The sequence below is a fragment of the Flavobacterium jejuense genome, from assembly GCF_006491595.2.
In the GTDB taxonomy this organism is placed as follows: Bacteria; Bacteroidota; Bacteroidia; order Flavobacteriales; family Flavobacteriaceae; genus Flavobacterium; species Flavobacterium jejuense.
Genome location: NZ_VEVQ02000006.1, coordinates 64,264 through 88,031, shown reverse-complemented (window position 1 = coordinate 88,031; position 23,768 = coordinate 64,264). Strand labels below are relative to the sequence as shown.

The following is a 23,768-nucleotide window of genomic DNA, read 5'->3' as shown; positions in this document are numbered from 1 at the left end:
ACTAACCTACTTGAGTAGTTTAAATAAGTACTTGAATGGCATTTTTCATACTTGAATGACGTAGCTTACTACTTGAATGGCATTTTTCATACTTGAATGGTGTAGCTTACTACTTGGATTGCGTTTTTCATACTTGAACGGCTTAGCTTACTACTTGAATTGTGTTTTTCATACTTGAATGGCGTAGCTAATACTTGAATTGTATTTTTCATACTTGAATGGCGTAGCTTACTACTTGAATTGCATTTTTCATACTTGAATAGCTTAGCTAACTACTTGAATTGTGTTTTTTATACTTGAATGACTTACTTTGGTACTTGTATGTAGCAATTAGTAGTCTTTTTGCCATAAAAAAATCCCTAAAACGCTACTCACGTCTTAGGGACTTCCATTATAAAGGTATTTTTCTTGTAGTTATTCCACAAAACCAACCGCTACGGTGTTGTTACTCTGACTGTCAATCAATATAAAAGCACCATTGGATTTATTAGTAGCAAAAGCATCTAAATAAATAGGGTTTGCCAATTTTAATTGTACCAAAGCAATATCATTTAAAGCCAATTCCTGAGAAGGGATGTTCTCCAATGGGTTTTCTGGTCGTATCAAATGCTGTATTTCTTGAATCTTACAAATAGCAGTGCGTGAACCTGATTGTATGTGGTATTTGGTGGCCAAATTCGCTTGTTTTTCATCCAACCAAACGATTTTTGCTCGCACTTCTTTGTCAAAAAGTGACGCTTTCGTTTCTTTTACAAACAACATCCCACGACTAATGTCAATATCATCTTGCAAACGCAGTTGTATCGAATCACCAGAATGGGCTTCTGCTAAAGTATCGGTAAATTTTCTTATTTCTACTACCTCAGCAGCTTTACCAGAAGGCAAAATTGTCAACACCTCACCCACTTTCACACTACCCGATTGCACACGACCGGCATACGCTCTATAATCGACAAAAGCTTCATTCTGTACATGATACACTTGTTGCACATCCATTCTAAAAGGCTTCGTGTCTTCTATTTTCTTGGCAAAACCATGTAAAACAGTAGACAAGGTTTGTCCGTTGTACCAAGGCATATTGGAAGAAACATGCACTACATTATCACCTTTTAAAGAACTAATAGGAATAATGGCAATATCTTGTTCCAAAAGATCCAATTGCTTGATCATCTTATCAATATCCGCTGCAATGTTTAAAAATACATCTTCACTATAGTCAACCAAATCCATTTTGTTAATACAAAACACCACTTGTTGCAAGCGTAACATACGACTGATAAAATAATGACGATGGGTTTGTTCCAATAAGCCTTTACGAGCATCAATTAAGATAATCGACAAATCCGAATTGGAAGCACCCGTCACCATGTTACGAGTATATTCCACATGTCCTGGACTATCAGCAATGATAAACTTTCTTGTATCAGACGAAAAATAGATATGTGCCACATCAATGGTAATCCCTTGTTCGCGTTCTGCAATTAACCCATCGGTAATCACAGAAAAATCTAAATCTCCTAATCCTTTTTCTTTGGTTTTTTTACGAACTAATTCCTCTTGTTCGATAGTCAGCGCGTTGTTATCATATAGAAAACGACCTATTAAGGTACTTTTTCCGTCATCCACACTTCCTGCTGTATTTATTTTAAGTAATTCCATTTTTTTATTCATTTAAGGATTGAAAGATTTAAGGATTGAAGGATTTAAGAATTATAACTACCCTAAAACTAATCTTTCAATTTTTTAAATCTTTTAATCTTGCAATTTAGAAGTATCCTCCCTTTTTTCTTTGTTCCAAAGCCGCTTCGGAACGTTTATCGTCAATTCGTGCTCCTCTTTCTGACGATTTAGACGCTTTGTTTTCATACATGACATCTTCAATTGTAGCTGCGTTTGAAAGTAAAGCGGCTGTACAAGTCATATCTCCTACAGTACGAAAACGAACAATATCCGTAACAATCTCATCGGTTTCTACCAAGTTCAAATACTCGGAATGAGCCAAAACCGCACCGTCTCTTTTTACCAACTTTCTTTCGTGAGCGAAATAAATAGAAGGCAATTCTAATTCTTCTTGTTTGATATAACTCCACACATCTTCTTCCGTCCAGTTACTAATAGGAAAAGCCCTTACGTTTTCACCAAAGTTAATTTTCCCATTCAAAATGGTAAACATTTCCGGACGTTGTTTTTTAGCATCCCATTGTCCAAAATCATCTCGTACCGAAAAAATGCGTTCTTTAGCTCTTGATTTTTCTTCATCTCTTCTGGCACCACCAATACACGCATCAAAACCAAATTCTTCAATGGCATCTAAAAGCGTTACGGTTTGCAGCGAGTTTCTACTAGCATATTTACCCGTTTCTTCTTGCGCCTTATTAGAATTAATACTATCCTGTACATAACGAACGATTAATTCCACTCCTAATTCTGCTATTAATTTATCACGAAAAGCAATCGTTTCTGGAAAATTATGTCCGGTGTCAATATGCATAAACGTAAAAGGAATCTTAGCAGGATAAAAGGCTTTTTGAGCCAATCGTGCTACAGTAATGGAATCCTTTCCACCAGAAAACAACAACACGGGTTTTTGAAACTGTGCCGCTACTTCTCTTAAGATATATATACTTTCGTTTTCTAATTCTTCTAAATAATTTGGCATTATAAGTAACTTTAAATTAATTATTCTTTTCCATGTGAATGTGTAAACCACACTCTTTTTTTCCATTTTCCCACCACCATCTTCCAGCTCTGAAGTCTTCTCCTTCAGCTAAAGCCCTTGTACAAGGAGCACAACCAATACTCAAATACCCTTTTTTATACAAACTATTAATAGGAATGTTGTTCTCATTAACTACAGCTTCTAACTCCGAAAGCGAATACTGCATCAATGGATTAAACTTGACTAATTGGTTATCCTCGTCCCATTCTAAAAAAGCCATAGTCTCTCTATTTTGCGATTGTTCGGCTCTTAAACCGGTTACCCAAACAGAAACCCCTTCTAAAGCTCTTTTTAAAGGCACTACCTTTCGTACAAAGCAACATCGTTTTCTACTTTCTACACTGTCATAAAAACCATTTATCCCATCCGAGTCAATGTAATTTTGTATTTCTTTTTCTTCAGGCAAATACGTTTTAATTTGCAATCCTTTGTATTTGGTTTGCGTCTTTTGAAACACTTCATAGGTTTCAGAAAACAATCTTCCTGTATCTAAAGTGAAAAAGTAAAAATCATTGGCTTCAGGATATAAATAGTGTGTTAAAACTTGATCCTCTATTCCAAAAGAAGTTGAAAATACTTTCTTACCTTCAAAGTTTTCCTTTACGAATGCGATGCTTTCCTCTAAACTTAATCCTTCTAATTGTTGATTAAATCCTGCTAGTTTGTCTTTTATTTTGTCCATTTTGCCCAAGCTCTTTCATGAAAGAAATACAATACCATCTTCGTAAACACTTCAAAACCACCTATAGAAAAAGCCATTTTAAAACTGCCTGTCATAAAATAAGAAACCACCATAGTATCAATTGTACCCACAATTCGCCATGTAATCGCCTTATAAGCAGACACTTTTACTTCTTTTCCTAATTCGTAAGATTTTTTTTGTCTAATTAAATCCAATATCATACCCTCATTTTTATTTCATTTGTCAAATATACTATTAGTCTATCGAATTACTAGACTAATTTTGAAAAAAATTTTTATTTTTTTTTTAAAAGCTAGCTAAATCGTGTAAAGTTTTCTTCTCTAACACGCTTAAAGCATTGTCTCTCACCTGAATCATTAGCTTATTCAAACCGCAGGTTTCTTCGCTAGGACAATCGACACATTTTTCATAAAAATTAAGACTTACACAAGGTAATAAAGCAATGGGTCCATCTAAAAAACGAATAATTGTGGCTACAGAAATCTCTTTTGGGTTCTTTAATAAATAATAACCACCACCTTTTCCTTTTTTAGAACCTACTAAACCTATTTTTTTAAGATCTAACAATATAGCTTCTAAAAATTTCTTTGATATGTTCTCTTTTTCTGAAATCTCAGAGATAAGAACTGGCATTAAATTATCTTGCTTAGCAATATAAATTAATGCCTTTATTCCATATTTTGTTTTTCTTGATAACATCTATATTATGTTTTTGGTAAAAAAACTTCTGCCATCATACAGCGTGCACTTCCACCACCACAAGCTTCAATAATATCCAAACTAGCATGTACAATTTTACAATGCTTTTGAATTTTATCAATTTGTGATTGTGTTAAGGCTTCGTAAGCAGCATTACTCATAATAATAAAACGCTCATCATTAGCACCTCTTACTTGAAGCATATTTCCAGCAAAGTTATTTACTTGTTCTTCCGTAATTAAAATAATTTCTTTTCCAGATTCTTTCAATTTATACAATACGGACTTTCGTTCTGCTTTATCATCGATACAATCGGCACAAATAACAGCAAAGGTTTCAGCTACGCACATAATAACATTCGTATGATAGATTGCTTTACGTTGCCCATTAACGGTTTGAAATGCTTCAAAAATAACTGGAGTGTATTCGAAATCCTCGCAAAATTCGATAAACAATTCTTCATCTGCTCTTGGAGACAAAGCGCAATAAGCGATTTCGTTTTCTCTATCTAAAACGATACTTCCTGTACCTTCTAAATAAAAACCATCTTCTTCTGCTGAAGTATAATCCATGATTTCGTTAATCACGAAACCATTTTCTTCAATAGTATCTAAAATATCATCTCTTCTTTCTTTTCTTCTGTTTTCTGCAAACATGGGATACAAAGCCACGTCTCCATTCTCATGAAAAGATACCCAATTGTTTGGAAAAATACTATCTGGTGTATCTGGTTTTAGGGTATCATCAATGACAATTACATTAATTCCTACTGCTCTTAGTTTTTCAACGTAAGCATCAAACTCAGCTTGCGCTTTTGCATTAACCGTTGCAGGCAATAAATCATCAATTACTTTTTGATAATAATTGTTAACGGCTGTTTGTTCGTTCATTCGGAAAGCTACCGGACGAATCATTACTATTGTATTTGTGGTTTGGTTCATTCTTTTTTGTTATTATTTGTTGTAGGTTATATGTTGTGGGTTGTAAGTTAAATGCTGTGTGTTGAGATTATGTTTTCCAATTTTCTTCTACGTATTTAATAAAATTATAAATTTTTGAGCTTAATTCATTATACCTGTTGATTAATTCTAAGTCATTTGGCATTACATCTGGATATAGTCTATTTATCTTTTCAATGTGAAATACCGTTTCTAAACAACTCGACCATGAGTAAGTTAAGAATTTTATAAAATCGGCTTTGTATCGTTTTCTCCCATAACCTTCTACAATATTTGTTGGTACTGAATCAGCAGACCTTCTTAATTGACTACCTAATTCATACATTTCATATTTCGGTAACTTTAACGAGCATGAATGAGACAAATAAAAAAGTTCTAATCCTAAATTATATACATCTAAATCTTTGTAACTCTTCATAAACCTCAAACTTAAAACCTACTACGCAAAACAATTAACTTACAACTTATAACCTACAACATAGAACAAGCTTACTCTCTAATCAAAGGCAGTGTCGAACATCTTAAAAGTCCTTCTTGTTTTGAAATTTCTGCGTATGGTATTTCTTCAACAGTAATTCCTTTGTTTCTCATCCAAGCATTTAATCTTGTGAAATTTTGTTCAGAAACTACTACATCTGGTGCTATTGAAAAAATATTGGAATTCATATGGTACATTTCTTCCCTTTCAATATGAAATAAATTTTCTTTACCAAAAAGATTCACAAGATACATATAGTCTGCTTCTTCTCTAAAACCACTTTTATAAATAATTCCTAAGTTTGTTCCTAATGGTTGGAAGCAACAATCTAAATGCAAAGCGTTATCTCTTGGTTCTATTTTAGATTTTACCAAATCAAATTCTTTTACAATTTTGTGAGGAAATAATTCTTTGATATAATTTACACCATGCATATTGGTTCGTGCAGTAATGTAATCTTTGTAATCAGAACCTTTATATGTTCCAATGAAAATGTAATCATTCCAAAGCATCACATCTCCACCTTCAATATGTACTTCTTCCGGTGGACGTACAATTTTATTAGGATCTATTTGATCTAAAACATATTGAATGGCATCTAATTCTCTTTCTCTATCTGGAAGGATATTGGCCTTTATAAAAATATCATCAATAACAAAACCAATATCTCTTGAAAAAATCTGATTATAATCTGGAATAATTTCTGGACGAAAAACTTGTACATCATATTTTTGAAATACCTTGTTAAAAGCTTCCATTTCTTTGACCATATCGTCTTCAACAGGATAAGTACCCGCTAAAAGATGTTCGAGAGATTTTGGATCGTAGGCTTCTTCGATTTTTGGATTTGGTCCATTACTTATTGCTGTTCCTAAAACAACAGCCCTTAATCTTGAAGATTCATTCTTTACATTTAATTGTAACATATAGTTTTGCATTGCTTATGTGGGCAAAGATAGAAAAAGGAATGCAATTGTATAATTCTAAAAATATAAAAAATTTATTAGCAGATAATTTATACATTTGATAAAAACTAAAACATTATGGGACTTTCAAATTTTTTAAATTCGTTATTTGGCAAAGCCAAAGTAACTGCAGACGAAACAATTGATAAAGCTGCTGAATTTGCTGCAGAAGCTAAAGTATCCTTAGAAGATTTAGCAGAATCCGCTTCTAAAAAAATTGATGAATTACATCTTTCAGAAAAAACAGAAGATTTTATTAAATCCGCTAAAGAAAAATTAGATGAAGCCAGTGAGTGGGCAGATGAAAAATCGCAACAAGCAAGAGAAGCTTTTGAAGATATTATAGAGAAGGTTGAAGAAAAAATAGAAGAATTAAAAAAAGATAAAAAGAATACTTCTTCTGATGCAACTTCAAGTGAGGAAAATCAAAATCCAGTATAGATTTTGATTTTATAACAATAAAAAATCCGAGCGTTGCTCGGATTTTTAGTTTTTATCTTTGGTTCACCTCTTTAAAAGGTCTTAAAGTACTACCAGTGTACACTTGTCTAGGACGACCGATAGGTTCTTTATTCAAACGCATTTCTTTCCATTGTGCAATCCAACCTGGCAAACGTCCAATAGCGAATAACACTGTAAACATTTCTACAGGTATTCCCATCGCACGATAAATAATACCAGAATAGAAATCTACATTTGGATATAAATTTCTAGATTTGAAATACTCATCTTCTAAAGCTACTTTTTCCAATTGTTTTGCGATATCTAATAAAGGATCATCAACACCTAAAGCTTCTAACACATCATCAGCTGCTTTCTTAATGATTGTTGCTCTAGGATCAAAGTTTTTATATACTCTATGACCGAAGCCCATTAAGCGGAAAGGATCTTCTTTGTCTTTTGCTTTTAAAACAAACTTAGCTACATCACCTCCATTGTTATGAATCTCTTCTAACATTTCCAATACAGCTTGATTTGCACCTCCGTGTAAAGGTCCCCATAAAGCAGAAACACCCGCAGAGATTGAAGCAAATAAACCAGCGTGAGAAGAACCAACAATTCTTACTGTTGAAGTAGAACAATTTTGTTCGTGATCTGCATGTAGAATAAATAATTTATCTAAAGCATCCACAATTCTTTTGTCCATTTTGTATGGTTCCGTTGGAATTTCAAACATCAAACGCATAAAATTCTCCACATATCCTTTTGTATTATCGTAATAATTTAAAGGGAAGCCCATTCTTCTTCTGTATGTCCAAGTTGCGATTACAAGGAATTTACCCATTGTTTTACAAATGGCTTCATACAATTCTTTTTCATTTTCAACATTAACCGATTTTGGGTTAAAAGCTGTCAATGCACTAGTAAGAGAAGACAAAACACCCATTGGATGAGCAGTTTTTGGAAACCCTTCCAAAATCGTTTTCATCTCTTCATTTACTAAAGTGTGTTTTCTAATATCAGTCTCAAATTTATCTAATTGAGCTTTATTTGGTAATTCACCAAAAATTAAAAGGTAAGCCACTTCAAGAAAATCAGCTTTATCCGCTAAATCTTCTATTGAATAACCTCTGTAACGTAAAATTCCTTCTTCACCATCTAAAAAAGTAATTTCACTTTTGCAAGAACCAGAATTTTTATAACCTGGATCTAAAGTAATAGCACCAGTTGCACCACGCAACTTCTCTATATCGATAGCAACCTCATTTTCTGTTCCTACTATAATAGGAAACTCATACTTTTTGCCATCAATTTCTAATATTGCAGTTTTCGACATATATATTATGTGTTTTTTGAAAATTTGTAAAGTATTCTGCGAATTTAACGAATTCCAATGAAATTTTAAAGTAATTAACAATAATATATCGTTATAATTCAATAGACAAATCTTCACTTAATAAGTTTATTGAATAACAAAACCCTTTTAAGATACAAAACACCAAAACAATTAAAATCAGCACTAATTCCATTGATCAAAAATTATTAGGAGTACAATTTTTTAAAAAAACATAATTTATTTTACAGTAAAAACATTCTTAATTTAAAAAAGCACCTATTAGTTCTTAAACTTAATAGATGCTCACTTAACAAATTATAAATCAAATATTATTTCTTTATAATTTTCTCTATATTTTCTCCTTTTTCACTTTTAATTTTCATAAAGTAAATCCCATTTGAAAAACTAGAAATATCAACAAAAGTACTTTTTTCATTACTCTTTTTTGTTTGAACTATTCTACCTTGTACATCATATATCTCAATAGATTCAATTGTACTATTTGTATTTATAGTAAACAATCCTTTTGATGGGTTTGGATAAACACTTACTGAACTATCTATTGTGACAATTGAATTACTCAACGTTTCAAAAGTTGTATTTGCAAGATTAGTGGTTACAGGTGCATTATAATCAAAATAAATATCTGCTTTATTAGTGACTATATCACTTGGAATCAAATTATCTTTGGTTTTCATTTTTAACAATATATTTCCATGTCCGCCTGTATCTAAATAAATGGCTTGAAAAATAAACTCTATGATATTATTGTTTACTCTAATTCCTACATTATGTGAAGCGTTAAGAAGTTGCATGGTATTAATATCATAATCTGCTGGATTTACTTCTACTCGAATAACAATATTTTCTGCTTGATCCGTTCCTGTATTTTCAAAATTAACTACATAGTGTAAATAATCCCCAATGGATGCAGGTGAAACCACATCTCCTTCTATACAAGTGATATCATTTGGATCAAAAGAACCAATAACATCTTGATTAAAAACAAAAATATTATCTCCAGCCATACCATCACCAACAATTGGATTAATCGTTGCAGTAAAATCTAATACATCTCCTAAATTAACAGCTGGTATTTCAGTTGGGCTATTTACATTTAAAGTTACGTAAAGACTCCTATTCTCAAAAGGTTGCAAATTTGCATAATTAAATGTTAATAAACCAGTAGCTATTGCATCTGGAGTAACAGATGAAGAGACAAAATCTAGCAAAGTATCATCAAAGGCAAATGTTACCTCACCAGAAAGCATTTGATTTCCTTTATTCTTATATACTATTTGATAAACTGCATCAAAACCAGGTCTTGCAGGAATAATTGGAGCAATAACCACTTCTAAATCTGGAAATATTCCATTTGCTGAAATACAAAAATTTTGAGTTGTTACACTATTATCTATTACAGGAATTGTAAATACTCCAGGCAAAGGCGTAATAGTATAAATTGATGAGTTTTCAAAATTTGGAGCTAATGTATATGTTCCTATTTGACTAGCAAACAAACTATAATTTCCTATAGTATTTGAATACACATATGAATTTGTTGAAACTGCATCATAACTTACCTCAAATCCTAGATATGGAACAACAGGATCACTTACATCACAACCATTATTATCCATATCAAACTGTACTACACCATTAACCGTATTAAAATCTCCATTTGGATCGAAAGAACAATACGTATTCATAATGGGATTAAGTGTTGTACTAAAATAAGTAAATGTATCATTATCATCTACACATATATATTGTTGAGTATCGTCTAGATTATCCGACATTAAATCAACACTTGAATTAGTAAATCCATTTTTAAGGTTAATAAAATTCAAATTGACATTATTATTAACTGAGACATCCAATATATTTGTAGAAGGTAAATTATTAGGTTCTATTTGAAAGGCAACTGTTGAAAAATCAACTTCCGTTAAATCATTGTTTTGTGCTTGGATTCTATATAATATTGGCAAGTTAACTAGCTGTAAATCTGCCAATTGATTAAAACCGATTCTCAAGGTTCTCATAAAAATTTTATTCTGTAGTGTAAAACTGGTCAAATTATTATAAAAAGCATCAATAGAAGTTATTTTTTCATTAGTACTTAAATCCAAACTAACAAATGAATTATTTCTAACAACTAAATCTGTTAAATTAGGACATTGACTTAAATCTAAAGTAGTTAACAGATTGTATCCAACATTTAAAACTTCTAATTTATCACAATTTGTTAAGTCTAAACTTGTAATAAGACCATTTGTACTATGGAAGTACTTCAAATTAGGATAAACACTTAAGTCTATTGCTGTTAATTGATTATAGTTACAATTAAAATAGCTTAAATTATAAAAATATTCCAAACCTTGTAAATCTTGTATTTCAGTATTAGTAATAGAACCACCTGAAACATTTAGATGGATAATTGCTGCTGCTTCTGAAAATTGAATTTCTCCGTCATTATTAGTATCAATCTTCGTATAGATATTCCATGTAGCACTACTGTTTGGATTTACATTAGAAGCAATTGAATTAGTTGCATCTGCTTCTAATAATTTTGCTTTTAAATTTGCATCAGTAATATTTACTATTCCTTCAAGGCTAACAATTAATTCAAAATTTGCAACATCAAAACAACCTGTATCAGGACTTTCTAATCTGGCATAAATTACTTGATGATTGGTTGTATTAGTGTAAGAAGTTGTGTTGGTTATTGGATTTGTATTCGTATTTGCTTCGATTTCAGACAAATGAAAAGTTACATTCAATGTAGTTTGATTTCCAACTAATAATGGAATTTGTTGGCTTAAGTCAAAATCAGCTATATAATCTATAGGGTACTCAAAAACAGTCATATTGGATGACTGAAAAATGGTTGGAGCATAATGAGTTATTAACTGTAAATAAGTTATGGCAAAATTTGAAGTATTTGCATTTTCGAAGACCCTCACACTTACTGTTTTATATACATTAGTAGCAATATATTGAGTAGGATTTGTTATTGGATTCACTCCGTTTTGCGCATCTGTGGAATATTCATAATAAGTAACAGTATAAAGACTAGGATCAAGTGAACCTAATATTTCTGTAGTTTTAGAAGTAAGATCAAATAGTCCAAATCCAGAAGTATCATATTCACAAATCACATAACTTGAAGGAGTTGTAATAGGTGGTTGTGCATATAAAGTTCCAGTTATAAAAAGTAATAAGAGTATAATTTTTTTCATGACTTATATATTTTATATAAATTTAGTTGTATTGTTTTATTTCTGTTTTAGCAATTGAGTAAATGATTGTTTTAAATTAGAATTCGCTAAATGGTTTTTAAAATTTCTTGCAAACGCTCTTTTTTTCTTTGTGAAATAGGAAGATTACTATTATCTGCCATAACTACGTAGCCTCCATCTTTTTTAATATATGACTTCAAATATGCCAAGTTAATTAAATGAGATTGATGAATTCTTTCAAATCCATGTTCTGTTAACAACTCTTCATATTCTTTTAACGTTTTTGATATTAAAACAGTTTTATTATTTTTAATATAAAACTTAGTATAATTATCTTCACTTTCACATCTAATAATGTCGTTTATTTCAAAAAGATGTATTCCATCAGAAGTAGAAAGAGCAATTCTTTTAAAATTATCTACTTTTTTACGAATATTTTCTAAAAGCAAATCAATATGTGCATAATCATTTGTCTTTTCTAAAACAGTTTCAATTTTTTTGATAACTTTTTGTAATTCATCTGGGTCAACAGGTTTTAACAAAAAATCCAAAGCACTAAATCTAAAAGCTTTAATTGCATATTGCTCATGAGCAGTTATGAAAACAATATTTGATTTAATAGTTCCATTTTTTAACGCTAATTGCTCCAAAATATCAAAACCAGTTCCATCATTTAATTGAATATCTAAAAAAACCACCTGTGGATTTAACTTATCTATTGCATCGATTCCTGTTTGCAAGCTATCTGCTTCACCTATAATTTTTATATTTGGTGCAAAACGGTCTAACAAACCTTTCATTCCGTCTCTTAAATTCTTATCGTCATCTATAAGTATCGCTGTAATCATAATTCAGTCTTTAATAAAATCTTTTAAATTTAATTTTATTATTTTGCTATTTAACATATTGTAAAGGTAAATTCAAAATTACTTTTGTTCCTTTAACATTATCATTATTACTAACCTCTTCTACTAACATAGTTGCTTTTTTACCAGTTGAAGAGGTTATCATTTCTAAACGTTTCTTTATAATATCCAAAGCCATTGATTTATGAGCTAAAACTAAATTTACTTTATTTTGTTTAGACTTATTTATTCCTACTCCATTATCTAGAATAGTACAAATTAAAGATTCATTTTCAACAGAAAAATCAATCTCTATAATTCCTATTTCTTTTTTGGGAATAACTCCATGTATGATTGCATTTTCTATAAAAGGCTGAATCAATAAAGGTGGTAACGCTACATCATCTTCAATATCAAAACTTTTATTTATTTTGAAATTAAATTTATGATTAAAACGAAGCTGTTCTAGTTCTAGATAATTTTGCAGACTTTCAATTTCTTTATCAATAGGAATCAATGATTCTTTTGAATATTCGAGGGTTAATCGCATTAATTTTGAAAACTTTGATAAATATTTTATGGCTGAATCTGTTCCGTTTTGAACAATAAAGCTAGAAATTGACCCTAAACAATTAAAAACAAAATGAGGATTCATTTGTAAATGAAGCGCTTTTTGTTCATATTCAGCCAATTCTTTTTGTAATGTTAGTGTTTTCTTTAATTGCATTCTGTTGTAAATTAGAAAACCAATTCCAAATAGTAATAAAACAATCAATCCTACATATACCAACTTCATTTTAAATTGTTTTGCCTCTTCTTTTAGCAACAATTCTCTTTTCTCATTTTCTTCTTTTTGAAACAATTCTCTTTTCTCAAACTCATAGTTCATAGAAGCTTCAACAGATTTTCTTATATTTTCTTCATTCGTCAAACTATCTTTAATTATACTATATTTTTTATAATGACTTAATGCTAAAACCGAACTATTTCTCTTTTGATAAATATCACTCAATAATTTTTCAGAAATAGCTTGCTGTTCTAGTACATTGATTTCATTTGCTAAATCCAATGCTCTATTTGCATTTAATAGTGCTTTATCTAAATCATTCTTTTTTAAAAAAAATTGTCCTAAAAAAATATAAGTATCTATCAAACCAAACTTATCATTTATACTTTGAAATGTTACAATTGAATTTTCCCAATTTTCAATTGCTTTATCTGATTGATTATTGACACTATGAAACAATCCCATGTTGTTGTACCATTCACCTAAAGCTCTTAAATTTTGGTTTTTATCTAAACTTTGCTTAGCTAGATTATAGTACTCTGATGCTTTATCAAAATTTTTCTGATTTAAATAAATATTAGCTATATTAGTTAATGTAATTCCAGCATTTGGATCTTTGAATTTTGTTTGTATTTTATTAGCTTTTATAAAATACTCCAACGCTTTAAAATCAGAATGTTGTGATTTATAAACAACTCCTATATTATTGTATAATTTCCCACAATAAACTTCGTCTTTTAAGTTTTCATAAATTTTTACTGACTTTAAATAGTACTGTAATGCTTTTGCATAATTACTTTGCTCAGAAAAAACAATCCCCAAACTACCATAAGCCTTTGCTAAACCTAATTCTATTCCTTTTTGATTTACAGATTGAATTTCATCTTCATAAATTTCTTTTGCCTGTGTAAAATATTCAAATGCTTTTTTATAATTACCCAATATAATATTAGAAGTACCTATGTTTAGTAACGCATTACCTTCTTCTTCTCTATATTTAATTTTTTGAGCTAACTTCAATGCATCATTAGCATATAGAGCCATCTCATTTGGATCTGAGTATTTAAAATGGTTTGCAATAGCATTTAAAGTCTTTGCTTTATCAATATCATTTTTGGCATTTTTTAAATTATTCTTCAAGCTATCTATGGTATTGTCTTGGGCCTGAACAAAAACTGAAACCAATAAAAAAAGATATAAGATTATTTTTTTCTTCATTCTATACTTCTTGATAAACAAATTTAACATTTAGATTTTAGGAAATAACTACAAATGAGAATTTGATTACTTTGAATGAGAATTTAACTATATAAGAAAACCCTATTAGATTTTAAAATCTAACAGGGTTTATTAAAGATGTTTTTAAATTCTATTTTTGTTTAAAAGCTCTTTCACCAGGAAAATAAGCTACATCAGCTAATTCTTCTTCAATACGTAATAATTGATTATACTTTGCCATTCTATCTGAACGAGAAGCTGAACCTGTTTTTATTTGCCCGCAATTTAAAGCAACTGCTAGATCAGCAATCGTATTGTCTTCGGTTTCTCCAGAACGATGAGACATTACTGAAGTATAACCCGCATTATGAGCCATATTAACTGCAGCAATTGTTTCAGAAAGTGTTCCTATTTGGTTTACTTTGATTAAAATTGAATTGGCAATACCCTGAGAAATACCTCTTGATAATCTTTCCACATTGGTAACAAATAAATCATCACCAACTAATTGTACCTTATCACCAATTTTTTCGGTTAGTAATTTCCAACCATCCCAATCATTTTCATCCATACCATCTTCAATTGAAACGATAGGGTATTTAGCTGCTAATTCAGCTAAATAATCTACTTGTTCAGCGGAAGTTCTTACTTTTCCAGTAGCTCCTTCAAATTTTGAATAATCGTATTTTCCATCTACATAAAACTCAGCTGAAGCACAATCTAAAGCAACCATTACATCACCTCCAAAAGTATAGCCTGCATTTTCTACAGCCAATTTAATAGAATCCAAAGCATCTTCAGTTCCACCAGCTAAATTTGGTGCAAAACCTCCTTCATCACCTACTGCGGTAGAAAGGTTTCTATCGTGTAACACCTTTTTTAGGTTATGAAAAATTTCTGTTCCCATTTGCATTGCATGAGTAAAAGAAGTTGCTTTTACTGGCATAATCATAAATTCTTGAAACGCAATCGGAGCATCTGAATGCGAACCTCCATTTATAATATTCATCATTGGAACTGGCAGAGTATTCGCTGAAACACCACCAATATATCTGTATAAAGGTAATCCTAACTCATTTGCAGCTGCTTTGGCTACAGCTAAAGAAACACCAAGTATTGCATTAGCACCTAATTTTGATTTATTAGCTGTTCCATCAAGTTCTATCATTGTTTTATCGATAGCATTTTGTTCAAAAACAGACATCCCTACGATTTCTGCAGCAATTGTAGTATTTACATTTTCAACTGCCTTTAAAACACCTTTACCCATAAAAGCTTTACCACCATCACGTAATTCAACTGCTTCATGTTCTCCTGTAGAGGCTCCACTTGGTACAGCTGCTCTTCCTAAAATTCCATTTTCTGTAATTACATCTACTTCAACTGTTGGATTTCCCCGAGAATCTAATATTTGTCTTGCGTGAACCTTAATAATTATGCTCATTTTTAATGTTTTTTTTAAATTATTATAACAAATTTAAACATTCTATATTTTAAACGCCAAAAAACTTATAAACGATAACGTTTTAGTACTTCATCTATTTTTTTGAAATTTTAAAGAAGCGAAAGACTTTGCATTTATTAATTCTTAACTGAATTTATAAACTGCTGCTCACTCTCTTTCAAAGGATATATATTATTCATGTTCCAGAAATTCTCCGTAAAGTTTGTTCCTGCCTCAAAAATAGTTTTTCCTTTATAGCCTTCTTTAGGTATATCTACATCATTTTTGTAATCATAAACAAATAAATCACAAGTTGAACTAACATTATCATGTACTTTCTTACCCATTTGAATATAAATATCAAAACTATTTTTATAGTAAACTAACTCATACTGATCGTTAGTATATTTAAGTTTACACCAAACGGAATGATCAATAATTTTAAATTTAGCAATTATTATATTTTTAAGTTTAGAATTCTTCTTGTGAGACTTAGCAAGCTCAACTTTAAATTCAATTATTTTATTGGTTTTACTATCTACAATAACATATCCCTCATACAAAAGCTTATCACTATCTGGATTAGGAATTACTTTTATATATTCATATTCAAAACCTGATTCATCCCTTCTCAAATACCTATCAAAAGTATAGTCATTACTTTTAACCAATCTTTCAATACCATCAAAGTTATAAGCATTTTTAACATAATCTCTTACATCATAGGCTGAATCCATAGAATTTAAGACTGAACTCGTTGAATCTATTAAATCTGCTTTAAAGGCTCTACTTTGTTTTATCTGTAAAACTGACTTCCCATTGCCTTTTTTTATAAAATAATCAATTTTTGCATCTGCAAACTTAGTGTATTGATTATTTATTTTGACAATTTCTCTACCGTAAGTACTTAATTTTGTATTCTTAACAGCTCTAATTTTTGCATCTTTAATCAACGATTTTAGATGGTCTTTTCCAGAAATATTAGACATGATTATTTCATCCAAAATATAAACCTTAGGCATCAAGTAAATTTCATTCAATGATTCCTTTAATTCAACGTTTTGGCTCTCATAATTTAAATGACTAAACTCAACTATTTTTGTTTTATCTATTGAAAACTCACCATTTTCGTTAGACATTGAACCTGATGAAAAATCGTCTTTACTGTCTTTGAAAATAATATTTACAAAAGGAATTACTTCATTAGTTTCAGCATCTTTAATAATTCCTTTTATAGTGTTCTCTTGTGAAAAACCAATACAACAGAACAATAAAAAGAATAATATTTTCTTTTTCATAAATATTATGCTTCTTGTATTTTTTGCTTCTTCATGTTTTCTATAAATTGGTCGAACAAATAAGTTGAATCGTGTGGTCCAGGGCTTGCTTCAGGATGATATTGCACAGAAAAACAATTTTTATTTTTCATTTTCATGCCTGCAACAGTACCATCATTTAAATGTTCGTGAGTCAACTCAAATTCTGGGTGATTTTCTAATTCTTCTTTAACTACTGCAAAACCATGATTTTGCGAAGTAATCTCACCTTTTCCAGTAACTAAATTTTTAACTGGATGATTAATTCCCCTATGACCATTAAACATTTTATAAGTAGAAATTCCATTTGCTAAAGCTATTACCTGATGCCCAAGACATATTCCAAACAATGGTCTATCTTCTAACAGAATATCTTTTGCAACTTGCTGTGCATTGAGTAAAGGTTCAGGATCACCAGGTCCATTTGAAAGAAAATAACCATCAGGATTAAATGATTTTAGTTCCTCAAAACTAGCATTAAAAGGAAAAACTTTTATATAACAATTTCTATTCGCTAAATTCCTCAAAATATTAGTTTTAATTCCTAAATCTAAAGCTGCTATTTTATATATAGCTGTATCATTACCAAAAAAATAAGGCTCTTTTGTTGAAACTTTTGAAGCTAACTCCAAACCATTCATTTCAGGTGCATTTTTAAGCTTCTCTTTTAAAACTTCTACTGACGTACCATCTGTAGAAATTATTGCATTCATTGCTCCATTATCTCTTATATAACTAACAAGAGCTCTTGTATCAACATCTGAAATAACTATTAGCTTTTGCTTTTCCAAATATTCGAAAAGACTTTCTGAGGCATTATCTCTAGAGTAGTTAAAACTAAAGTTTTTACATACCAAACCAGAAATTTTAACACTATTAGATTCTACATCTTCATTATTAACCCCATAATTACCAATATGTGCATTTGTGGTAACCATTATTTGTCCAAAATAAGAAGGATCAGTAAAGATTTCCTGATAACCAGTTGTACCAGTATTAAAAGCAACCTCTCCAAAAGTTGTTCCCTCTATACCTATAGATTTACCATAAAAAATTGTACCATCTTTAAGTAGCAAGATAGCTTGTGGTCTATTATTATATTTCATTTGTTGTGTTGTTTTTGCAAATTTAGTGTAAAAAAATGGTTTCAAAAAAGATATAAAAAAAGGATAAACTATTGAAAGTTTATCCTTTTTAATATTATTAATCATTTCTCCATGATTATTCAGTAGCTTCAGTGTTTTCAGAAGAATCTGTGGCAGGTGCTTCAGTAGCAGGTACCTCAGTTTTTTTAGCTCTACTACGACGAGTTGTAGCTTTTTTCTCTTCTTTCTTACCTCCGTTGTATAATTCATTAAAATCTACAAGTTCGATCATTGCCATATCAGCATTATCTCCTAAACGATTACCCATTTTAATGATACGAGTATACCCTCCTGGACGATCTCCAACTTTAGCTGAAACTTCTCTGAACAATTCAGTTACTGCATATTTATTTCTCAAATAAGAAAATACAATACGTCTATTATGAGTAGTATCTTCCTTAGATTTTGTAACTAAAGGCTCAACAAATTGTTTTAAAGCTTTTGCTTTTGCAACAGTTGTATTAATACGCTTATGTTCAATTAAAGAACATGCCATATTAGCCAACATAGCAGCTCTATGACCTTTTTGTCTGCTTAAGTGATTGAATTTTTTTCCGTGTCTCATGACCTTACTATTTAACCTTCATCTTGCTACAATCCGCTATGGAGAGCAAAATATGAAGTAATTTATTCTTTATCTAATTTATATTTACCTAAATCCATACCGAAATTAAGACCTTTAGCAGCAACTAATTCATCAAGTTCTGTCAAAGATTTTTTACCAAAATTACGGAATTTCATCAAATCATTTTTGTTGAAAGAAACTAAGTCTCCAAGTGTATCTACTTCAGCCGCTTTTAAACAATTTAAAGCTCTAACAGATAAATCCATATCTACAAGTTTAGTTTTTAATAACTGTCTCATATGTAAAGATTCTTCATCATAAGATTCTGTTTGAGCGATTTCATCAGCCTCAAGTGTAATTCTCTCATCTGAAAACAACATAAAGTGGTGAATCAACGTTTTTGCTGCTTCAGTTAATGCATCTTTTGGATTGATAGAACCATCTGTAATGATTTCAAAAACTAATTTTTCATAATCAGTTTTTTGCTCAACACGAAAATTCTCAATACTATATTTTACATTTTTTACAGGTGTATAAATAGAATCTGTAAAAATAGTTCCAATTGGTGCGTTTGCTTTTTTGTTTTCTTCAGCAGGAACATAACCTCTACCTTTTTCAATAGATAGCTCCATATTGATAGTGGTTTTACTATCAAGATTACAAATTACAAAATCAGGGTTTAAAACTTGAAAACCTGAAATGAATTTTTGGAAATCACCTGCAGTTATTTGTTCTTTCCCAGAGATAGAAATAGAAACAGATTCATTATCTACATCTTCAATTTGACGTTTAAAACGTACTTGTTTTAAGTTTAAGATAATTTCTGTAACATCTTCCACTACACCTGAAATAGTTGAAAACTCATGTTCAACACCTTCAATTCTTACAGATGTAATAGCGTATCCTTCTAGAGAAGAAAGTAAAACTCTTCTTAATGCATTACCAACAGTCAATCCATAACCAGGTTCTAAAGGTCTAAATTCAAATTTACCTTCAAAATCGGTTGAATCGATCATGATAACTTTATCGGGCTTTTGAAAATTAAATAATGCCATATTTCGACTAAAGTCAGTTTTTATTTGTTATACAACTCAACGATTAGTTGCTCTTTAATATTTTCTGGAATCTGAAGTCTTTGAGGAACAGAAACAAAAGTACCTTCTTTTGTATCATTATTCCAAGTAATCCACTCATAAACTTGAGAAGAATTAGATAAAGATCTTTCAATAGCTTCAAGAGATTTAGACTTTTCACGTACTGCTACTTTGTCTCCAGCTTTTAAATGGTAAGATGGTACGTTTACCAATTCACCATTAACAGTAACGTGTCTGTGTGATACAATTTGACGAGCTGCTCTACGAGAAGGAGCGATACCCATTCTATAAACAACATTATCTAAACGAGCTTCACATAATTGTAATAAGATTTCACCTGTTACACCAGAAGCAGCAGAAGCTTTTTCGAATAAATTTCTGAATTGACGCTCTAAAATACCATAAGTATATTTAGCTTTTTGTTTTTCCATTAATTGAACAGCGTATTCAGATTTTTTACCTCTTTTCTTTGCTAAACCATGTTGCCCTGGAGGGTAATTTCTTTTTTCGAAGGCTTTATCTTCTCCGAATATTGCTTCGCCAAATTTACGAGCAATTTTAGTTTTTGGACCAGTATATCTTGCCATTTTTAAAATTAATTAAGATAGTGATTATGAATTCAGGTCAAATAATCCTTCGATAATCGTTATTCTATCTTGGTTATACACTTATAAATATTATACTCTTCTTCTCTTTGGAGGTCTACATCCATTGTGAGGCATTGGAGTAACGTCGATAATTTCAGATACTTCAATTCCACCATTGTGTATTGAGCGTATAGCAGATTCTCTACCGTTTCCAGGACCTTTAACATAAACTTTCACTTTCTTAAGACCAGCTTCAAGTGCTACTTTAGCACAATCTTCTGCTGCCATTTGAGCTGCGTATGGAGTATTCTTTTTAGAACCTCTAAAGCCCATTTTACCAGCTGAAGACCAAGAAATAACTTCACCTTTCTTATTAGTTAAAGAAATAATGATATTATTAAAAGTAGCATTAATATGCGCTTCTCCTGTAGATTCAACGATAACTTTACGTTTTTTTGTTGTTGCCTTAGCCATATTACTTACTTATTATTTAGTTGCTTTTTTCTTGTTAGCAACAGTTTTTCTTTTACCTTTTCTAGTTCTAGAGTTATTTTTAGTTCTTTGACCTCTTAATGGAAGTCCAGCTCTATGACGAATACCTCTTTGACATCCAATATCCATTAAACGCTTAATGTTTAATTGAATTTCTGAACGTAATTCACCTTCAATTTTGAAATAAGATACAGCATCACGAATAGCACTGATTTCATCATCATTCCATTCTTGAACTTTTTTATCTTCACTAACTTGAGCTTTGGCTAAAATATCTTTAGCTCTGCTACTGCCAATACCAAATATGTATGTTAAAGCAATAACTCCTCTTTTCTGTTTAGGTATATCTACCCCTGCAATTCTTGCCATAATTATCCTTGTCTTTGTTTAAATCTAGGATTCTTTTTGTTAATCACGTATAATCTTCCTTTTCTACGTACTATAATGCACTCGGCACTTCTCTTTTTTACTGATGCTCTTACTTTCATTTTACTAGCTTTAGTATCTATATGTAATTCTTGCTTTTGTTAAATCGTAAGGACTCATTTCAAGTTTTACCTTATCTCCTGGTAACAATTTAATGTAATGCATACGCATCTTACCAGAAATATGAGCAATTACAACATGTCCATTTTCTAATTCTACACGAAACATAGCATTAGATAATGCCTCTACTATTGTTCCGTCTTGTTCTATTGCTGATTGTTTTGCCATAAAAAATAATTTAAGCTACTGCTTTTCTATTTTTACCTGTTTTCATCAATCCATCATAGTGTTTATTCAATAAATAAGAATTTATTTGTTGAATAGTATCAATTGCAACTCCTACCATAATTAATAAAGAAGTACCTCCATAAAAATAACCCCAAGCACCTTGCACTTTCAATAAACTAACTGCAATAGCTGGAAATACAGCTATTAGAGCTAAGAATAAAGATCCTGGAAAAGTAATTAAAGACATAATTTTATCAAGATAGTCTCCAGTTTCAACACCTGGTCTAATACCCGGTATAAAACCTCCACTTCTTTTTAAATCATCAGCCATTTTATTAGTTGGGACAGTAATTGCGGTGTAAAAATACGTAAAAATTATAATTAACAAAGCAAATACTATATTATATACTAATCCAAAAGGATTATTAAACATTCCAGCTAACGATTGTGCTGCATCAGATTTAGATAAACCAGAAACCGCAGCAGGAATAAACATTATCGCTTGAGCAAAAATAATTGGCATTACACCAGATGCATTAAGCTTAAGTGGAATAAACTGTCTAGACCCCATCATATCTTGTTCAAAATCTCCAGAAACTGTTCTTCTAGCATATTGAACAGGGATTTTTCTTACAGCCATTACTAGTAATATACAAGCTATAATAATAACAAACCAAAGAACAACCTCTAGTACTATCATCATGATACCTCCATTAGCCTGAACTGTTCGAGAACTAATTTCTTGTATAAATGCTTGTGGCATTCTTGCAATAATACCAACCATAATTAATAGCGATATTCCGTTTCCAATACCTTTATCTGTAATTTTCTCTCCCAACCACATGGCAAAAATTGTACCCGTAACTAAAATTAATACAGAAGAAAACAAAAATGAAAACGACGAAAACCCTAATAAAAAAGCATCTGGAGGTAAGGTTGAATATAAATTATATATGTAGCCTGGTCCTTGTACTAATGTTATTAAGATTGTCAACCATCTAGTGATTTGATTGATTTTCTTTCTTCCACTTTCACCATCTTTTTGTAGTTTTTGTAAATAAGGTATAGCAATACCCATTAACTGAACCACAATAGACGCTGAAATATAAGGCATGATACCTAATGCAAATACAGAGGCTTGTGAAAACGCGCCTCCTGTAAATACATTGATTAACCATCCAATACCTTGCTCTGTTTGATTAGTAAGATTTCCTAATTTAGTAGCGTCAATACCAGGAAGAGTCACTTGAGCACCAAAACGGTACACTAATAACAATCCAAGAGTCAATAAAATTCTATTTTTTAACTCTTCTATTTTCCAAGCATTAACTAATGAATCTATAAATTTCTTCATTTTACTAAAAGGATTATAAAGTTACAGCTTCTCCACCAGCAGCTTCTATAGCAGCCTTTGCAGTAGCAGTAAATTTGTGAGCACTTACTTTAAGTTTAGCCTTTAGCTCACCTCTTCCTAAAATCTTTACTAAGCTATTTTTTGTAGCCAAACGACTATCGATGATTACTGATAAATCTAAAACATCAGTAATAACACCATTATCAACTAGAGCTTGAATAGTATCAAGGTTAATTCCTTGATATTCTACTCTATTAATATTTTTAAAACCAAACTTAGGTACACGTCTTTGAAGTGGCATTTGACCACCTTCAAAACCAATTTTCTTTGAATAACCAGAACGAGATTTAGCTCCTTTGTGTCCTCTAGCAGCAGTACCACCTTTACCAGAACCTTCTCCTCTACCTAATCTTTTATTTTGGTTGTGAACTGAACCTTCAGCTGGTTGTAAGTTACTTAAATTCATAACGAATATTATTATTTAGCTTCTTCAACAGAAACTAAGTGTTTAACTTTATTTACCATTCCAAGGACAGCAGGACTTGCGTCATGCTCAACAACTTGTCCCAATTTTCTTAACCCTAAAGATTCCAATGTTCTCTTTTGAGTTTCAGGACAATTGATTTTACTTCTAACTTGCTTTACTAAAATTTTTGTCATCTTCCTTG

General features: G+C 30.8%; 26 protein-coding genes. 1 reads left to right on the top strand and 25 read right to left on the bottom strand.

The genetic code is table 11. The annotated features are described in order from the left end of the window. Nucleotides 1–414: 414 nt before the first annotated feature. The 8 genes from FIA58_RS10490 to FIA58_RS10455 all read right to left on the bottom strand — a co-directional run bounded on the left by FIA58_RS10490 (nt 415) and on the right by FIA58_RS10455 (nt 6,484). Nucleotides 415–1,659, bottom strand: a complete 1,245-nt coding sequence (locus FIA58_RS10490) for a sulfate adenylyltransferase subunit 1 (protein ID WP_140962434.1) — start codon at nt 1,657–1,659, stop codon at nt 415–417. Nucleotides 1,660–1,765: 106 nt separating this feature from the next. After that, a complete protein-coding gene (cysD, locus tag FIA58_RS10485) occupies nt 1,766–2,659 on the bottom strand; it encodes a sulfate adenylyltransferase subunit CysD (protein ID WP_140962433.1) in 894 nt (297 codons plus the stop codon). A 16-nt stretch (nt 2,660–2,675) separates the two neighbouring features. Further along, a complete protein-coding gene (locus FIA58_RS10480) occupies nt 2,676–3,401 on the bottom strand; it encodes a phosphoadenylyl-sulfate reductase (protein WP_140962432.1) in 726 nt (241 codons plus the stop codon). Then, nucleotides 3,389–3,622 (bottom strand): DUF2061 domain-containing protein, encoded by a 234-nt coding sequence (locus FIA58_RS10475; protein WP_140962431.1) that lies wholly within the window; start codon nt 3,620–3,622, stop codon nt 3,389–3,391. Before FIA58_RS10475 ends, FIA58_RS10480 begins: the two co-directional genes overlap by 13 nt. Nucleotides 3,623–3,707: 85 nt before the next feature. After that, nucleotides 3,708–4,121: an RrF2 family transcriptional regulator gene (locus tag FIA58_RS10470; protein WP_140962430.1), complete on the bottom strand. Its 414-nt coding sequence runs from the start codon at nt 4,119–4,121 to the stop codon at nt 3,708–3,710. A 5-nt stretch (nt 4,122–4,126) separates the two neighbouring features. Beyond that, nucleotides 4,127–5,062 carry a citrulline utilization hydrolase CtlX gene (ctlX, locus tag FIA58_RS10465; protein WP_140962429.1) on the bottom strand — a complete coding sequence of 312 codons (936 nt, stop codon included), beginning with the start codon at nt 5,060–5,062 and terminating at the stop codon, nt 4,127–4,129. Nucleotides 5,063–5,129: 67 nt separating this feature from the next. Beyond that, a complete protein-coding gene (locus FIA58_RS10460; protein ID WP_140962428.1) occupies nt 5,130–5,498 on the bottom strand; it encodes a four helix bundle protein in 369 nt (122 codons plus the stop codon). A 71-nt stretch (nt 5,499–5,569) separates the two neighbouring features. Further along, entirely contained in the window at nt 5,570–6,484 is a 915-nt protein-coding gene (locus FIA58_RS10455; RefSeq protein ID WP_140962427.1) for a dimethylarginine dimethylaminohydrolase family protein, read from the bottom strand. Between the two features lie 117 nt (nt 6,485–6,601). Here FIA58_RS10455 and FIA58_RS10450 point away from each other — a divergent pair, with 117 nt between their 5' ends. Beyond that, nucleotides 6,602–6,964: a hypothetical protein gene (locus FIA58_RS10450; RefSeq protein ID WP_140962426.1), complete on the top strand. Its 363-nt coding sequence runs from the start codon at nt 6,602–6,604 to the stop codon at nt 6,962–6,964. A 52-nt stretch (nt 6,965–7,016) separates the two neighbouring features. Here FIA58_RS10450 and FIA58_RS10445 read toward each other — a convergent pair whose 3' ends face one another. The 17 genes from FIA58_RS10445 to rpmD all read right to left on the bottom strand — a co-directional run bounded on the left by FIA58_RS10445 (nt 7,017) and on the right by rpmD (nt 23,760). Beyond that, entirely contained in the window at nt 7,017–8,300 is a 1,284-nt protein-coding gene (locus FIA58_RS10445; protein WP_140962425.1) for a citrate synthase, read from the bottom strand. A 329-nt stretch (nt 8,301–8,629) separates the two neighbouring features. Then, on the bottom strand, nt 8,630–11,539 hold the full coding sequence (locus FIA58_RS10440; protein WP_140962424.1) for a T9SS type A sorting domain-containing protein: 2,910 nt from the start codon (nt 11,537–11,539) through the stop codon (nt 8,630–8,632). An 86-nt stretch (nt 11,540–11,625) separates the two neighbouring features. Beyond that, on the bottom strand, nt 11,626–12,387 hold the full coding sequence (locus tag FIA58_RS10435) for a LytR/AlgR family response regulator transcription factor (RefSeq protein ID WP_140962423.1): 762 nt from the start codon (nt 12,385–12,387) through the stop codon (nt 11,626–11,628). 46 nt (nt 12,388–12,433) lie between these two features. Continuing rightward, nucleotides 12,434–14,389, bottom strand: coding sequence for a tetratricopeptide repeat-containing sensor histidine kinase (locus FIA58_RS10430; protein ID WP_165928898.1), 1,956 nt, complete (start codon nt 14,387–14,389; stop codon nt 12,434–12,436). A 151-nt stretch (nt 14,390–14,540) separates the two neighbouring features. Then, nucleotides 14,541–15,833 (bottom strand): phosphopyruvate hydratase, encoded by a 1,293-nt coding sequence (gene eno, locus FIA58_RS10425; protein ID WP_140962421.1) that lies wholly within the window; start codon nt 15,831–15,833, stop codon nt 14,541–14,543. 137 nt (nt 15,834–15,970) lie between these two features. Next, nucleotides 15,971–17,131, bottom strand: coding sequence for a carboxypeptidase-like regulatory domain-containing protein (locus tag FIA58_RS10420; protein WP_140962420.1), 1,161 nt, complete (start codon nt 17,129–17,131; stop codon nt 15,971–15,973). A 5-nt stretch (nt 17,132–17,136) separates the two neighbouring features. Continuing rightward, a complete protein-coding gene (gene carA, locus FIA58_RS10415) occupies nt 17,137–18,255 on the bottom strand; it encodes a glutamine-hydrolyzing carbamoyl-phosphate synthase small subunit (RefSeq protein ID WP_140962419.1) in 1,119 nt (372 codons plus the stop codon). 115 nt (nt 18,256–18,370) lie between these two features. Beyond that, the gene (gene rplQ, locus FIA58_RS10410) at nt 18,371–18,859 is read right to left on the bottom strand and encodes a 50S ribosomal protein L17 (RefSeq protein ID WP_140962418.1); all 489 of its coding nucleotides are present in this window, start codon (nt 18,857–18,859) and stop codon (nt 18,371–18,373) included. 62 nt (nt 18,860–18,921) lie between these two features. After that, entirely contained in the window at nt 18,922–19,914 is a 993-nt protein-coding gene (locus FIA58_RS10405; RefSeq protein ID WP_130734258.1) for a DNA-directed RNA polymerase subunit alpha, read from the bottom strand. A 20-nt stretch (nt 19,915–19,934) separates the two neighbouring features. Continuing rightward, nucleotides 19,935–20,540 carry a 30S ribosomal protein S4 gene (rpsD, locus tag FIA58_RS10400; RefSeq protein WP_140962417.1) on the bottom strand — a complete coding sequence of 202 codons (606 nt, stop codon included), beginning with the start codon at nt 20,538–20,540 and terminating at the stop codon, nt 19,935–19,937. Nucleotides 20,541–20,630: 90 nt separating this feature from the next. After that, nucleotides 20,631–21,014, bottom strand: coding sequence for a 30S ribosomal protein S11 (rpsK, locus tag FIA58_RS10395; RefSeq protein ID WP_140962416.1), 384 nt, complete (start codon nt 21,012–21,014; stop codon nt 20,631–20,633). Nucleotides 21,015–21,026: 12 nt separating this feature from the next. After that, nucleotides 21,027–21,401, bottom strand: coding sequence for a 30S ribosomal protein S13 (gene rpsM, locus FIA58_RS10390; protein WP_140962415.1), 375 nt, complete (start codon nt 21,399–21,401; stop codon nt 21,027–21,029). A 2-nt stretch (nt 21,402–21,403) separates the two neighbouring features. Next, nucleotides 21,404–21,520, bottom strand: coding sequence for a type B 50S ribosomal protein L36 (gene ykgO, locus FIA58_RS10385; protein WP_002987490.1), 117 nt, complete (start codon nt 21,518–21,520; stop codon nt 21,404–21,406). A gap of 10 nt (nt 21,521–21,530) precedes the next feature. Next, complete coding sequence (gene infA / locus FIA58_RS10380; protein WP_045968400.1) at nt 21,531–21,746, bottom strand: translation initiation factor IF-1; 216 nt, start codon at nt 21,744–21,746, stop codon at nt 21,531–21,533. 10 nt (nt 21,747–21,756) lie between these two features. Next, on the bottom strand, nt 21,757–23,100 hold the full coding sequence (gene secY, locus FIA58_RS10375; RefSeq protein WP_140962414.1) for a preprotein translocase subunit SecY: 1,344 nt from the start codon (nt 23,098–23,100) through the stop codon (nt 21,757–21,759). 13 nt (nt 23,101–23,113) lie between these two features. Next, nucleotides 23,114–23,566 carry a 50S ribosomal protein L15 gene (gene rplO / locus FIA58_RS10370; RefSeq protein WP_140962413.1) on the bottom strand — a complete coding sequence of 151 codons (453 nt, stop codon included), beginning with the start codon at nt 23,564–23,566 and terminating at the stop codon, nt 23,114–23,116. Between the two features lie 11 nt (nt 23,567–23,577). Further along, a complete protein-coding gene (rpmD, locus tag FIA58_RS10365) occupies nt 23,578–23,760 on the bottom strand; it encodes a 50S ribosomal protein L30 (protein ID WP_140962412.1) in 183 nt (60 codons plus the stop codon). Nucleotides 23,761–23,768 lie beyond the last annotated feature (8 nt).